10 protein-coding genes and 3 rRNA genes are annotated in these 14,874 nt (G+C 52.8%); 5 read left to right on the forward strand and 8 right to left on the reverse strand.

Annotated elements, in window-relative coordinates; all coding sequences use genetic code 11:
- Nucleotides 1-4: 4 nt before the first annotated feature.
- A complete protein-coding gene (locus ACXUPB_RS00215; protein ID WP_472954761.1) occupies nucleotides 5-1,030 on the reverse strand; it encodes an aspartate carbamoyltransferase in 1,026 nt (341 codons plus the stop codon).
- A gap of 568 nt (nucleotides 1,031-1,598) precedes the next feature.
- Between ACXUPB_RS00215 and ACXUPB_RS00220 the strand changes: the two genes are divergently transcribed.
- The 4 genes from ACXUPB_RS00220 (at nucleotide 1,599) to ACXUPB_RS00235 (ending at nucleotide 8,053) form a co-directional block, all read left to right on the forward strand.
- A 16S ribosomal RNA gene (locus tag ACXUPB_RS00220) occupies nucleotides 1,599-3,131 on the forward strand.
- 304 nt (nucleotides 3,132-3,435) lie between these two features.
- A 23S ribosomal RNA gene (locus ACXUPB_RS00225) occupies nucleotides 3,436-6,345 on the forward strand.
- Nucleotides 6,346-6,525: 180 nt separating this feature from the next.
- Nucleotides 6,526-6,641: ribosomal RNA gene (gene rrf / locus ACXUPB_RS00230) — 5S ribosomal RNA — on the forward strand.
- The 16S, 23S and 5S rRNA genes sit together here, the layout of an rRNA operon.
- A gap of 80 nt (nucleotides 6,642-6,721) precedes the next feature.
- Nucleotides 6,722-8,053 (forward strand): deoxyguanosinetriphosphate triphosphohydrolase, encoded by a 1,332-nt coding sequence (locus ACXUPB_RS00235; RefSeq protein WP_472954762.1) that lies wholly within the window; start codon nucleotides 6,722-6,724, stop codon nucleotides 8,051-8,053.
- Between the two features lie 10 nt (nucleotides 8,054-8,063).
- Here the strand turns inward: ACXUPB_RS00235 and ACXUPB_RS00240 are convergent, their stop codons facing one another.
- From ACXUPB_RS00240 to ACXUPB_RS00250, 3 genes are read right to left on the reverse strand one after another with little or no spacing between them, the layout of a single operon-like run.
- On the reverse strand, nucleotides 8,064-8,972 hold the full coding sequence (locus tag ACXUPB_RS00240) for a nuclease-related domain-containing protein (RefSeq protein ID WP_335598132.1): 909 nt from the start codon (nucleotides 8,970-8,972) through the stop codon (nucleotides 8,064-8,066).
- Between the two features lie 58 nt (nucleotides 8,973-9,030).
- Nucleotides 9,031-9,405 (reverse strand): translation initiation factor Sui1, encoded by a 375-nt coding sequence (locus tag ACXUPB_RS00245; RefSeq protein ID WP_335598133.1) that lies wholly within the window; start codon nucleotides 9,403-9,405, stop codon nucleotides 9,031-9,033.
- A gap of 2 nt (nucleotides 9,406-9,407) precedes the next feature.
- Nucleotides 9,408-10,106 (reverse strand): HAD family hydrolase, encoded by a 699-nt coding sequence (locus tag ACXUPB_RS00250; protein ID WP_472954763.1) that lies wholly within the window; start codon nucleotides 10,104-10,106, stop codon nucleotides 9,408-9,410.
- A gap of 286 nt (nucleotides 10,107-10,392) precedes the next feature.
- On the opposite strand from ACXUPB_RS00250, the gene ACXUPB_RS00255 reads away from it, so the two are divergent.
- Entirely contained in the window at nucleotides 10,393-10,818 is a 426-nt protein-coding gene (locus ACXUPB_RS00255; RefSeq protein ID WP_335598135.1) for a hypothetical protein, read from the forward strand.
- Nucleotides 10,819-10,835: 17 nt separating this feature from the next.
- Here ACXUPB_RS00255 and ACXUPB_RS00260 read toward each other — a convergent pair whose 3' ends face one another.
- The 4 genes from ACXUPB_RS00260 to ACXUPB_RS00275 form a co-directional block, all read right to left on the reverse strand.
- Entirely contained in the window at nucleotides 10,836-11,111 is a 276-nt protein-coding gene (locus ACXUPB_RS00260; protein ID WP_472954766.1) for a hypothetical protein, read from the reverse strand.
- 238 nt (nucleotides 11,112-11,349) lie between these two features.
- Entirely contained in the window at nucleotides 11,350-12,414 is a 1,065-nt protein-coding gene (gene fba, locus ACXUPB_RS00265) for a class II fructose-bisphosphate aldolase (RefSeq protein ID WP_335598136.1), read from the reverse strand.
- Nucleotides 12,415-12,510: 96 nt separating this feature from the next.
- Entirely contained in the window at nucleotides 12,511-13,680 is a 1,170-nt protein-coding gene (locus ACXUPB_RS00270; protein ID WP_472954769.1) for a phosphoglycerate kinase, read from the reverse strand.
- Nucleotides 13,681-13,743: 63 nt separating this feature from the next.
- Entirely contained in the window at nucleotides 13,744-14,781 is a 1,038-nt protein-coding gene (locus tag ACXUPB_RS00275) for a type I glyceraldehyde-3-phosphate dehydrogenase (RefSeq protein ID WP_472954771.1), read from the reverse strand.
- Between the last annotated feature and the right edge of the window lie 93 nt (nucleotides 14,782-14,874).

Below are 14,874 nucleotides of genomic sequence, written 5' to 3' on the forward strand. Positions count from 1 at the left end.
TCTTTTAGCGATCTAGCGTGCCTGTTTGAGTCGGTACGTACCAACGAACCGCCCGTAACTCCTGCTCAATTAGTTCGTCGACCTTTAGTAATGTTGCGAAAATCGCCATCCGCATGGGAATGCCGTTATCGGTTTGGCGGAAAATCGCCAGGCGCGGGTCGCCGTTAAGATCCACGCTTAAATCATTCGCACCGGGGCGGCTATCCCTAGGCAGCGGATGCATCACTATCGTGCTTTGGCTGCAGCGCTGGTCCAGAAAATCGCGGTTGACCATAAAGTCATCGGAAAGCCCCTGGAAACTCTCATTCATCTCGTCGGTAAAGCGCTCTTTCTGAATACGCGTTGTATACACCACATCCAAATCTGCAAAGTCATTGGCTAATGAGTCGCGCTGCTCAATGCGATGGCCGCGCGATGCCACTAGATCAATCAGTTTTGAGGGCATTTCAAGACCTGGCGGTGATACCAGCGTAATGCGCAGCGGATCATAGAGTGATAAGAGCTTGATCAGTGAATGGACGGTGCGGCCATATTTTAAATCGCCGGTGAGTAAGATATGTGCACCGGTCAGCGATTTACCCAAGCGCTGAAACTCTTTATCAATCGTATAAAGATCAAGCAGCGCTTGGCTGGGGTGCTCGCCAGGGCCGTCGCCGCCATTAATCACTGGTACATTAGTAGCTGCAGCAAATTCAGCCACTGAACCCTGATCGGGGTGGCGCATTACAATGGCGTCACAGTAGCCACTCATTACCCGGCTGGTGTCGTAGAGTGACTCGCCCTTCGCCATAGAGGAGAAGGTAAAGCCAGTGGTATCGCACACGCTGCCGCCCAAACGGCAAAAGGCTGCATTAAAGCTGACCCGTGTTCGTGTGCTGGCTTCAAAAAATAGATTGCCGAGTACGGCCCCTTCCAACACACGCGTCACTTGACGTCGTTGAGCGATTGGCTCCATGCGCGCAGCAACACGCAGTAAATGATCAACGCTTTCACGGTTTAATGAGTCGACAGTTAGCAGGTGGTGGCTCATGGCGGACCTCAGCAATGTGGTAGATGAGGCTAGTGTAACCGCCAACGAGGGTGGCACCGAAGGGGTTTAATCCACTAACAGCGGCTAATCTGTAATTTTTCTACAAAAGCCCTTGCCAACGCGGCCACGAAACCGTAAAGTACGCATCCGCTGCCGGGGACGCCAAGCGTTTCCAGCGGTGAATGAAGGTGAAAACCTTCGGTTTGTCAGGAGGTTAGAGCAGGTTGTAGCGTTCGCCTCACTCGCTAAAAAAACAGCGATTGACAAACATCAGGAACTGCGTAGAATACGCCTTCCTCGCTGCGGCAAGCCAGTTCAACGGCCCGCCGGGTTGCTTTCACAGTAACCAGTACAGCGAAACAGCTCTTTAACAATTTGATCAGGTAATTCATGTGGGCGCTTGCTGATGTTGGTGACAAATCACCGAATATCAAGGCAAGCGACTCAAGCAATAAGGTTTTAAAGGATTCGTCCTTTGGGATCTGTTTTGAATGAATTCGTTTGAACCTTGAGCCAAGTTTGGTTCGCTTCTGTTGCTTCGGTGACAGGCAAGAACCGCATAGATCTTAAACTGAAGAGTTTGATCATGGCTCAGATTGAACGCTGGCGGCAGGCCTAACACATGCAAGTCGAGCGGTAACAGATCTAGCTTGCTAGATGCTGACGAGCGGCGGACGGGTGAGTAATGCATAGGAATCTGCCCGATAGTGGGGGATAACCTGGGGAAACCCAGGCTAATACCGCATACGTCCTACGGGAGAAAGGGGGCTTCGGCTCCCGCTATTGGATGAGCCTATGTCGGATTAGCTAGTTGGTAAGGTAATGGCTTACCAAGGCAACGATCCGTAGCTGGTCTGAGAGGATGATCAGCCACATCGGGACTGAGACACGGCCCGAACTCCTACGGGAGGCAGCAGTGGGGAATATTGGACAATGGGGGCAACCCTGATCCAGCCATGCCGCGTGTGTGAAGAAGGCCCTCGGGTTGTAAAGCACTTTCAGCGAGGAAGAACGCCTATCGGTTAATACCCGGTAGGAAAGACATCACTCGCAGAAGAAGCACCGGCTAACTCCGTGCCAGCAGCCGCGGTAATACGGAGGGTGCAAGCGTTAATCGGAATTACTGGGCGTAAAGCGCGCGTAGGTGGCTTGATAAGCCGGTTGTGAAAGCCCCGGGCTCAACCTGGGAACGGCATCCGGAACTGTCAGGCTAGAGTGCAGGAGAGGAAGGTAGAATTCCCGGTGTAGCGGTGAAATGCGTAGAGATCGGGAGGAATACCAGTGGCGAAGGCGGCCTTCTGGACTGACACTGACACTGAGGTGCGAAAGCGTGGGTAGCAAACAGGATTAGATACCCTGGTAGTCCACGCCGTAAACGATGTCGACCAGCCGTTGGGTGCCTAGAGCACTTTGTGGCGAAGTTAACGCGATAAGTCGACCGCCTGGGGAGTACGGCCGCAAGGTTAAAACTCAAATGAATTGACGGGGGCCCGCACAAGCGGTGGAGCATGTGGTTTAATTCGATGCAACGCGAAGAACCTTACCTACCCTTGACATCTACAGAAGCCGGAAGAGATTCTGGTGTGCCTTCGGGAACTGTAAGACAGGTGCTGCATGGCTGTCGTCAGCTCGTGTTGTGAAATGTTGGGTTAAGTCCCGTAACGAGCGCAACCCTTGTCCTTATTTGCCAGCACGTAATGGTGGGAACTCTAAGGAGACTGCCGGTGACAAACCGGAGGAAGGTGGGGACGACGTCAAGTCATCATGGCCCTTACGGGTAGGGCTACACACGTGCTACAATGGCCGGTACAAAGGGCTGCGAGCTCGCGAGAGTCAGCGAATCCCTTAAAGCCGGTCTCAGTCCGGATCGGAGTCTGCAACTCGACTCCGTGAAGTCGGAATCGCTAGTAATCGTGAATCAGAATGTCACGGTGAATACGTTCCCGGGCCTTGTACACACCGCCCGTCACACCATGGGAGTGGACTGCACCAGAAGTGGTTAGCCTAACGCAAGAGGGCGATCACCACGGTGTGGTTCATGACTGGGGTGAAGTCGTAACAAGGTAGCCGTAGGGGAACCTGCGGCTGGATCACCTCCTTAAACGATGCGTCACAGTTGGTAAGCGTCCACAATGAATTACCTGATCAGAATGCTGTTGATGCGCAGTGATAAGTGACTCTTTTTTCACGTTAAAAAGAAAAAATAGCTTTTAAAGCTTAAAGGTCTTTTTCTTTTTTAATAGGAAAGAACGCTTATCACTGCTTATAGCAGTCGCTCTTTAACAATGTATATCATGCTGACAAGAACACTTCGTAAGAAGTGCTTCTTAAATTGTGATACGCGTCAGCGTATCCGGCAAAATGAAACGTGATCATTGCGACATCCAGACTCCTTCGGGTTATAGGGTCAAGCAATGAAGCGCACACGGTGGATGCCTAGGCAGCCAGAGGCGATGAAAGACGTGGTAGCCTGCGATAAGGCTCGGTGAGGTGGCAACAACCTGTGACCCGGGCATTTCTGAATGGGGAAACCCACTCATCATAAGATGAGTATCGTGCACTGAATACATAGGTGTACGAGGCGAACCAGGGGAACTGAAACATCTAAGTACCCTGAGGAAAAGAAATCAACCGAGATTCCCCTAGTAGCGGCGAGCGAACGGGGACCAGCCCTTAAGCATGTGACTGATTAGGCGAACAGATTGGGAAGTCTGGCCGTAGCGGGTGATAGCCCCGTAGTCGAAAATCTGATCATGTGAAATCGAGTAGGTCGGGGCACGAGAAACCTTGACTGAAGACGGGGGGACCATCCTCCAAGGCTAAATACTCCTGGCTGACCGATAGTGAACCAGTACCGTGAGGGAAAGGCGAAAAGAACCCCGGAGAGGGGAGTGAAATAGATCCTGAAACCGTGTGCGTACAAGCAGTCGGAGCCCACTTGTTGGGTGACGGCGTACCTTTTGTATAATGGGTCAGCGACTTATATTCAGTGGCGAGGTTAACCGTATAGGGGAGCCGTAGGGAAACCGAGTCTTAACTGGGCGACACAGTCGCTGGATATAGACCCGAAACCGAGCGATCTATCCATGAGCAGGGTGAAGGTTGAGTAACATCAACTGGAGGCCCGAACCAGGATCTGTTGAAAAAGATTTGGATGACTTGTGGATCGGAGTGAAAGGCTAATCAAGCTCGGAGATAGCTGGTTCTCCTCGAAAGCTATTTAGGTAGCGCCTCACGTAGTACCGCCGGGGGTAGAGCACTGTTTCGGCTAGGGGGTCATCCCGACTTACCAACCCGAGGCAAACTCCGAATACCGGTGAGTAACGCGTGGGAGACACACGGCGGGTGCTAACGTCCGTCGTGAAAAGGGAAACAACCCAGACCGTCAGCTAAGGTCCCGAAATCCTGGTTAAGTGGGAAACGATGTGGGAAGGCTCAGACAGCTAGGAGGTTGGCTTAGAAGCAGCCATCCTTTAAAGAAAGCGTAATAGCTCACTAGTCGAGTCGGCCTGCGCGGAAGATGTAACGGGGCTAAACCAGGTACCGAAGCTACGGGTGAGTTTCTATTTCGATAGGAATTCGCGGTAGAGGAGCGTCGTGTACGCCAATGAAGGTGGATTGAGAAGTCTGCTGGAGGTATCACGAGTGCGAATGCTGACATGAGTAACGATAAAGGGTGTGAAAAACACCCTCGCCGGAAGACCAAGGGTTTCTGTTCGACGCTAATCGGAGCAGAGTGAGTCGGCCCCTAAGGCGAGGCCGAAAGGCGTAGTCGATGGGAAACGGGTCAATATTCCCGTACCGGACATGGTTGCGATGGGGGGACGAAGAAGGCTAGGTGAGCCAGGCGTTGGTTGTCCTGGTGAAAGTGAGTAGGCTGAGGGTTTAGGTAAATCCGGACCCTTAAGGCCGAGACACGAGATGAACTGACCACGGTCAGGAAGTCACTGATGCCACGCTTCCAGGAAAAGCCTCTAAGCTTCAGATCATGTGCGACCGTACCCCAAACCGACACAGGTGGTCAGGGAGAGAATCCCAAGGCGCTTGAGAGAACTCGGGTGAAGGAACTAGGCAAAATGGTGCCGTAACTTCGGGAGAAGGCACGCCGGCGTAGGGTGATGAGACTTGCTCTCTAAGCCCGAACCGGTCGAAGATACCAGGTGGCTGCAACTGTTTATTAAAAACACAGCACTCTGCTAACGCGCAAGCGGACGTATAGGGTGTGACGCCTGCCCGGTGCCGGAAGGTTAAATGATGGTGTTAGCCCCTCTCTTGTAGAGGGCGCGAAGCTCTTGATTGAAGCCCCGGTAAACGGCGGCCGTAACTATAACGGTCCTAAGGTAGCGAAATTCCTTGTCGGGTAAGTTCCGACCTGCACGAATGGCGTAATGATGGCCACGCTGTCTCCACCCGAGACTCAGTGAAATTGAAATCGCCGTGAAGATGCGGTGTACCCGCGGCTAGACGGAAAGACCCCGTGAACCTTTACTATAGCTTCACACTGGACGCTGATGTTGCCTGTGTAGGATAGCTGGGAGGCTTTGAACTCTGGACGCCAGTTCGGAGGGAGCCAACCTTGAAATACCAGCCTGGCATCATTGGCGTTCTCACTCAGGTCCGTTATCCGGATCGAGGACAGTGTGTGGTGGGTAGTTTGACTGGGGCGGTCTCCTCCTAAAGAGTAACGGAGGAGCACGAAGGTACCCTCAGCACGGTCGGACATCGTGCATTGAGTGCAAGAGCATAAGGGTGCTTGACTGCGAGACAGACACGTCGAGCAGGTGCGAAAGCAGGTTCTAGTGATCCGGTGGTTCTGTATGGAAGGGCCATCGCTCAACGGATAAAAGGTACTCCGGGGATAACAGGCTGATACCGCCCAAGAGTTCACATCGACGGCGGTGTTTGGCACCTCGATGTCGGCTCATCACATCCTGGGGCTGAAGTCGGTCCCAAGGGTATGGCTGTTCGCCATTTAAAGTGGTACGCGAGCTGGGTTTAGAACGTCGTGAGACAGTTCGGTCCCTATCTGCCGTGGGCGTTGGATGTTTGAGAAGGGCTGCTCCTAGTACGAGAGGACCGGAGTGGACGACCCTCTGGTGTTCCGGTTGTCACGCCAGTGGCATTGCCGGGTAGCTATGGTCGGACGGGATAACCGCTGAAAGCATCTAAGCGGGAAGCCCCCTTCAAGATGAGACATCCCTGAGGCCTAGAGCCTCCTGAAGGGCCCAGCGAGACCAGCTGGTTGATAGGCACGGTGTGGAAGCACTGCAAGGTGTTGAGCTAACGTGTACTAATGGCCCGTGAGGCTTGACCCTATAACACCCAAGGGGTCTGGTCGTGATGATGACGTTAAGGTTGAGAGATCAACAGAAAGCCGGATATGCAGCGTGTGGCCCAAGCAACAGAATGCCAGGGCGGCAGGCAGTAAGACGCTCACAAATGAGTGAATAACGATCTCGTTATTAACGAGTCAGCATGATATACCGCCAGTTACGCCTGACGACCATAGCACGCGTGAACCACCTGATCCCTTGCCGAACTCAGCAGTGAAACCGCTTAGCGCCGATGGTAGTGTGGGGTCTCCCCATGCGAGAGTAGGTCATCGTCAGGCACCTATACCAAAAAACCCCCAGGGCTAACGCCTTGGGGGTTTTTTTTATGGCAAAATGCACTCCTCAAGGAGGATTGCCCATGACTCAGATGCACTGGGAACAGCTACTTTCCCCACGTCGTCTTCACGACCAACGCTCGACAAGTACTCGTGAAATCGGTCGTAGCCCGTTTCATAAAGACCATGACCGGATTGTTTTTTCAGGCTCATTCAGGCGACTTGGCCGTAAGACACAGGTGCACCCACTAACAGAAAACGATCATATCCATACTCGCCTAACTCACTCACTAGAAGTCGGCTGTGTCGGCCGTTCTCTGGGTATGATTGTCGGAGAGTTACTGCGTGATCGCTTGCCAGAATGGATAACGCCCGCTGATCTTGGCGTCATTGTGCAGACAGCGTGCCTGGGGCATGATATTGGGAATCCCCCTTTTGGTCATGCCGGTGAGTATGCTATTCGCGACTGGTTTCAGCGTGCTCAAAGCAGTGGGCTATTAGAAGGCCTTTCAGACGCTGAACGCGAGGACCTTTTGACCTACGAAGGTAACGCTCAAGGTTTTCGGGTAATTACTCAGATCGAATATAACCAGTTTAATGGTGGCATGCGGCTGTCAGCGGCCACCCTGGGTGCGCTACTTAAATATCCTTGGACGGTTCGTTACAGCGGACGCGCGGGAAAATTCGGCGCTTACCAGTCAGAGCAGGCGCTACTCAAAGAAGTGGCTGAAGCGGTAGGTTTGTTGCCGCAAGGCGAGCAGCGCTGGTGTCGCCACCCGCTGGCTTGGCTTGTCGAAGCCGCCGATGATATCTGTTACGCCCTGTTAGACCTGGAAGATGGCTTAGAAATGGGGATTCTGCGCTATGAAGAAGTCGTCGAAATACTGCGCCAAATTGCCGGAGAATTCCCGCCTGAGTATGCCGATATGCAAGCCCGTAATGTCTCCCAACGGCGGCGTATCGCGTTACTCCGTGGCGCCGCTATGGAACGTGCCGTCAATGATGTCGGCGCGGTGTTTGTACAGCATGAGCAGGCTCTGCTAAGCGGCACCCTCAGTGACGACCTATTAGAGCTGTGTCACCCCGACCTTGGGTGGGGTGTTCAGGCGGCGAAGCAGCTTGCCCGAGAGCGTATTTTCCAAAATGAGCGTAAAGCAAAATTAGAGATTGGTGCCTATACGACGCTAGGTATTCTCTTGGAAGCTTTTATTGGTGCTGCCCACGAGCTTCATTACACCGGGCATTCATCGTTTAAACATCAGCGTGTGTTGGCCCTGATTGGCGAAAACACGCCGTTGCCTTCTTGGCCCCTTTACGATAGCTACCGTCGAATGCTGGACTTTATCGGTGGGATGACGGACCACTATGCAGTCGATCTTGCCCAAGAGATGGGTGGGCGGTTACGCGGCGACTAAGCCGTACATATTATACGGACGGCTGGCGGAGATGTTTGAGTTCCATTAGCCGTGCCCGCTCCAGCAAGATATGGATGACCTTATCGTGAATGGCATCGCTCATCTTTCCCGGTGTTATCTCGGTGAGCTGTTGGGCAAGTTGCTCGCCACTTACCACTAAGATATCCGGCGAGGCCTCGCTGGTATCAATCTCCCAGCCGGGCAGCACTAATACTCCTTTAACCGGTACCGGCACACTGCAGCGACGCTCTAACCATTGGCTGAGCCAGCTAACGCCCTGACGCGTTTTATGCAGTGGTCGGCGCTCTTGCCAATGTGGAAAGCGTAGCCGCTCGCGCTCTACTGCCACTGTGTTGAGTTCGTTGCCATCAGTGCCGATAGCGAGTGTTCTTGCCCTTGTTTCCACCACAAAAACACCATGAGGTGTTACCACCACGTGATCAATCGTGAAGCTATCGGTGGGGACATCATGAAATACGTAATAGGGGTGGGCCTCAGGGCGGACTAAACGCTCAAGCTCTTGGCCAACGGCAAGCTCGCAAGCGAGGCCTAATTTTAGTCGCCGAATACGTTGATAGTCACGCACCAGCAGCAGTGAAAACGTAAGTACCAGCAGCGTGCTGAGTAGCCCATATAAAGCCCATTCGACCCAATCTTGTTGATCCACAAATAGCATGCGGCCCATGCCATACACCAGAGGGGCCAAGCTAATGATGGGCCCTAACGCCCCGTTTAGAAATAGGCTGGAAAAAGCTTGGTCAAGGCGATGGCGCAGCGCTTGGCCCGGTTCATGAAGGGGAGCTTTGAAGGGCGAATGGACACGCGCATCGTGTAGGTTGCGCAGCGCCAGGACAATACTGGCCATTGCCGCCATGGGGAATAAAAAAATGAGGGGTAGCAAGTATTCCAGCCAAGCCATTGCAGTGCCTTGCCCTATAGCGACTTACTTGACGGTAAGTCTTGGTGGTGTAGAGGCTTTAACCCCCTGCGAGTTTAACCTGATAGCCGAGTGTACTGAGCTCCTGGCACAGAACATCACGATGGTCGCCTTGTATTTCAATAATACCGTCTTTAACAGCTCCGCCCGTCCCACAACGTTTTTTAAGCGTTTTTGCTAACGTTTTAAGTTCATCACCAGTCAAAGGGATGCCGCTAACAGTAGTAACCCCTTTACCTTTACGGCCGCTGGTTTCGCGTCGAATACGCACAATGCCATCTAGGGCGGCTAAGCGCTGTTGTTCGCTTAGATCATCACAGTGACAGGCTTCAAGTGCTTCCCGGCAGGTGGGGCAGGTTTTACCATGTTCGGTGGAGTAAACCAGCCCACCCAATTGGTCACGTAAAGAGGCCATTATCATCCTCCGATAGAGTGTTGAGGCACGGGTGTCTGCCAATATTCACGTGTGAGACGCTCCACTACGGCGGGTAACTGATACATATTACTGATCATAATGGCAGTTTCAGGCGTCTCTTCGGCATCCGGGAAACGATTTAAATGAATCACCGTCATCCCCGCTTTCAGTGCTGCGCGAACACCTACTAAGGCATCGTCTATAGCGATACAGTCACGCGCTGCATAGCCCATGATACTGGCTGCGTGTAAATGTAAACAGGGTTCAGGCTTCCAGCAATTGGCGGTATAGCCACTGAAAAAGCGTTTTCCAAAATAGTGGTTGAGTCCTGTGGCTTTTAACGCCGTAAGAATTTTGCTTTCAGGCCCATTAGAAACTACTGCACTCGGATAAGCGTCCAATATATCCAACGCTTCACGGGCGCCGGGTATGGCCGTCAACTCCTGAGCAAGCCGCGTCGCGAGATTGGCTCGCATAATGATTTCCATGCGCTCAAGCTGATCAGGATCAACTTCACCATAGCGCTGTTGAAGTTCAGCAACGATACGCCGAAAGCGCGCTCCACGAAATTCACCGAGGTAATCGGTAGTAGCAAACGGCAGCCCTACTGAATTAAGCCCAACGGCCATCTCTTCGGCCAGTAGCGGCTCGCTATCGACGAGTGTGCCATCACAGTCAAACAGCAAAAGTGGGAGCGGCATTACGGTTCCTTGCAGCGGCTTTAGCGCTGCCAGTGTTAGTTGAAGCCATCTATACTGCTATTGAACGGGATTTTACGTCATTTGTGAACACTGTTTTGTTATTTTTTGCTTGCCTAGACGCTACTTTTGAGACAGCTTAAACGGCTACGCTCATTTTGGTGGCCGCTGTTGTCTGTCATCTAGCTTCAGGAAACGCTGTAGCGCTAGCCTTGGAAACGGCCAAGCTGCGCTGAAGAGATAGTAGGGATACACTATTTTGTCATAACCACAACATGGAGAACGTCCGATGCGATTCACCCCTTGGATCCTACCCTTAGCCCTCAGCGCTGCTTTGCTAACGACGACTGGCTATGTGTTTGCTGATAATCATGAAACGGAAAGCGAACAGCACGAACCTCTCAATGATGAAGCGCTTGAAAAGGAATACGGTATTAAAGCGGGCTCGGTAAAACGTGACGAAGTGGCGTCATCTAGCGATGCCGAGGACACCAATGAGCAGACCCGTGTGCGTGAAGAAGAAGAGGAGGAAGAGAAGCACGAAGAAGTAGCCACCAGCGCAGGCGAGGATGACGTAGAGTTAGAGACTGGCAAGAGTGAAGAGCGAAACCCAGAGGCTGGCACAGGCGGTACTGGCAGTCCGGATGATGCTATTCATAGCAGCGAAGAAGAAAATAGCGAAGATGACGAGGGAGACACTGACGATAACGAGTAACGCCAGTGCCAGAAGCACTATTTAGCTAGTCGGCGTGAGTTCGCGCTGCTGCGCTGATGGTAAGGTTTCATTGCGCGCTGGCTGGTAACCCACCACGGGGCTGATTGTCCGTTAATTGAATTAAACAGCGCTTTCTGCATTTCGAGGCCAGCTTCCATGCTGGCCTCGAGTTTTTCGGTGACCATTTTTTGATTTTCTTTCATCATATTAGGGCTGAAAAAGGGCTGTGTTTGCCATAAATGATTGCGCATAGTGATGGTCGACAGAGACGTAGTCCAGAGTTCAAATGCCATTAGGCCCGCCTTCCAAATATCGAACATTGCGAGCGGAGTGATAGGCATAAGCGGCGTCGTTGTGGTGCTTTTCATGAGTATTGGCCTCTCGATTGGAGCACGAAACCTCGTGGTCACATCAACAGTGTTAGTGTATCAATGCTGCAATGCAACATGTATTTTGTCGAGCATAACGTGTGTTAGCTAAAAAAAGACGACCGGTTGGTCGTCTTTTCGTTAAGCAATTGTACTAACAGGATTACTTGATTTTAGGTGCCATTTCGCCGCGCTCGTAGCGCAGGGACATCGCTTCAAGGCTAATCGGTTTGATCTTGCTGGCGTTGCCTGCAGTACCAAAGGCCTCATAGCGCGCAATACACAGATCGCGCATCGCCGTAACGGTTTCTTTAAGGAATTTACGAGGGTCGAATTCAGCAGGGTTTTGTGCCATAAAACGACGTACAGCGCCTGTAGATGCTAGGCGTAGGTCAGTATCGATATTCACCTTACGCACGCCGTGCTTAATCCCTTCAACGATCTCTTCCACCGGAACACCGTAGGTTTCTGAAATTTGGCCGCCGTACTGGTTTATTACTTCCAGCCACTCTTGCGGCACGGATGAAGAGCCGTGCATAACGAGGTGGGTGTCCGGAATCCGCGCATGGATCTCTTTGATGCGCTGGATAGAGAGCGTGTCACCAGTAGGCGGCTTAGTGAATTTATAAGCGCCGTGGCTGGTGCCAATGGCAATGGCCAAGGCGTCTACGTGCGTCGCTTTGACGAATTCGGCCGCTTCTTCAGGGTCGGTCAGCAGCTGTTCCATATCCAGCTTGCCTTCAGCACCAATGCCGTCTTCTTCACCGGCCATGCCTGTTTCCAGACTGCCCAGGCAGCCCAGCTCGCCTTCAACCGACACACCGCAGGCGTGGGCCATTTCGACTGCACGACGGGTAACGTTAACGTTGTAGTTGTAATCGGTGGGTGTTTTGCCGTCTTCGCCCAGTGAGCCATCCATCATTACCGAGGAAAAGCCAAGCTGGATAGAGCGCTGGCAAATTGCAGGGCTAGTGCCGTGATCTTGATGCATGACCACTGGGATATGGGGAAACTCTTCTACGGCCGCTAAAATAAGGTGGCGTAGAAACGGGGCTCCCGCATATTTACGAGCGCCAGCAGAGGCTTGCACGATTACCGGTGAATCGGTGGCATCAGCAGCTTCCATAATGGCGCGCATCTGCTCAAGATTATTAACGTTAAATGCCGGGATGCCGTAGCCATATTCGGCGGCATGGTCGAGCATTTGGCGCATGCTGATCAGAGCCATTAAATCACCTTATCTAAGTTTTAAAAAAAGCATGTTGTCATAATGAGGCTATTAACGCCGCGGCTTTATTGCACGGGTGGTTTAAGTCGCCCCATATTAACCGCGTTTGGCAGCAGCTTCGAGCGCTGCTACGGCGGGCAGCTGCTTGCCTTCGACATACTCAAGGAAAGCACCGCCGCCGGTGGAGATATAGGAGACACGATCAGCAATGGCATATTTATCAATGGCTGCTAACGTATCACCGCCGCCAGCAATCGAGAAACCTGCGCTATCGGCGATAGCCTGGGCGATAACCTGGGTGCCTTTGCCAAACTGATCGATTTCAAATACCCCGACTGGGCCATTCCACAATATGGTGCCAGCATCTTTGAGCATACTGGCCAAGTGAGCGGCGGTATCGGGGCCAATATCTAAAATCATCTCGTTGTCAGCTACTTGATCGACCGGTTTGACGATAGCCTCTGCCGATTCAGAAAACTCAGTGGCCACCACAACATCGGTAGGTAACGGAATCGACACCTTCTCCATCAGGGCTTTTGCCTGACCAATCAAATCGGCTTCATAGAGTGATTTGCCGACATTATAGCCCGCAGCGGCGATAAAGGTGTTGGCGATGCCGCCGCCCACGATCAACTGGTCGCATTTGTCGGCTAGCGCAGTAAGCACGTCAAGTTTGGTAGAGACTTTTGAGCCACCCACAATCGCCGCCATGGGACGTGCCGGATTCGCCAGGGCTTTCTCTAAGGCATCCAATTCTTGGGCAAGTAGTGGTCCTGCGCAGGCGCTGGGGGCAAAGCGCGCCACACCATGGGTAGAGGCTTGCGCACGGTGGGCGGTGCCGAAGGCATCCATGACAAAGATATCGCACAGCGCGGCGTACTGCTGCGCCAGCTGTTCGTCATCTTTTTTCTCGCCGCTATTGAAACGCACGTTCTCTAGTAGAACGACATCGCCGTTGGCGATTTCTATCGTCTCACCAAGATACGCTTTGATTAGCGGCACGGGGCGACCTAACAGCTCCCCCAAATGCTCAGCCACCGGCGCGAGCGAGAATTCATCGGCGGGTTCGCCTTCGGTAGGGCGACCTAAATGGCTCATCAACATCACCTTCGCGCCAGCCTTTACAGCGGCTTGAATGGTCGGCAGTGCGGCACGCAGGCGGGCGTCGCTGGAGACGCTGCCATGTTTGATAGGCACATTCAAATCTTCACGAATCAGCACGCGTTGTCCTTCCAGGGGAAGGTCAGTCATCTTTTTTACATTCATGGAAGCGGTTTCCTCGTGTGTAGGCCGTGGAACTAAATATAAACAACAACTAATGGCAACAGGCTACGTCTCTGCCGAAAGTGTGGCCAGCCGCTGACTAATATCGAGCATCCGGTTGGCGAACCCCCACTCGTTATCGAACCAGCACAGCAGTTTGATAAGACGCTTGCCCGCCACCCGGGTTTGCGTGGCGTCCAGAATGCCTGAGCGCGGATCGTGGTTGAAATCAACGGATGCCATCGGCGCTTCAGTATAGCCAAGAACGCCCTTTAAGCGCTGCTGGCTGGCGGTCAAAAGTAGCGCATTGACGTCATCACGTTGAGTATCGCGGCTGACCGTCAGCGCTACATCCATGGCAGATACATTGATGGTTGGAACACGTACGTGCAGGCACTCAAAGCGGCCCGCCAGATGGGGCATCAGGCGGCTAATACCCAGTGCCAAGCCGGTATCGACCGGCACGATAGAGTGCATTGCCGAGCGAGTAAGGCGCAGATCGGTTTGATGATAGGCATCAATGACCGGTTGATCATTCATCGCCGAGTGAATGGTAGTGGTGACGCCGTGCTCAAGGCCGAGCGCTTCATCCAGAATGGTTAACAGCGGTACAAGACAGTTGGTAGTGCACGAGGCGGCAGAGAGAATTCGCTGAGATAACGTCAACTCACTCTCGTTGATGCCCCAGACGATGGTGGTATCGACGTCATTTTCAGCAGGCTGAGAAAACAGCAGGCGTTTAGCGCCAGCCTCTAGATGCTGTTCGGCGGTGGCGCGATCTTTAAAGCTCCCAGAGCACTCTAAAACCAGATCCACATCAAGCGCCTTCCAGGGCAGCTTGCGTGGGTCTCGTTCGCACAACACCTGAATGCGCTGACCGTTGACCATAAGGCACTGACCATCATGGTCGACATCGCCTGGAAAGCGGCCATGGGTAGTGTCGTAGCGTGTCAGGTAGGTAATGGTGGCAAGATCAGAGAGCTCATTTATGGCGACCACTTCAAGCTCGGGGTGATGCCGCTCAACGATGGCCCGCAGCACGCATTGGCCAATGCGTCCGTAACCGTTAATGGCGATGCGATATCTGGGAGCAGAATTAGCCATGCAGAAGGGTGGCTCTTAAAAGTGAGTCAATGAACAAAATGGAGTCGAAACCTACGGGATGATAACGCATTTCAGCCAGCGATTCTTACCGGC

This window comes from Vreelandella sp. DA03-1M, from assembly GCF_055725665.1.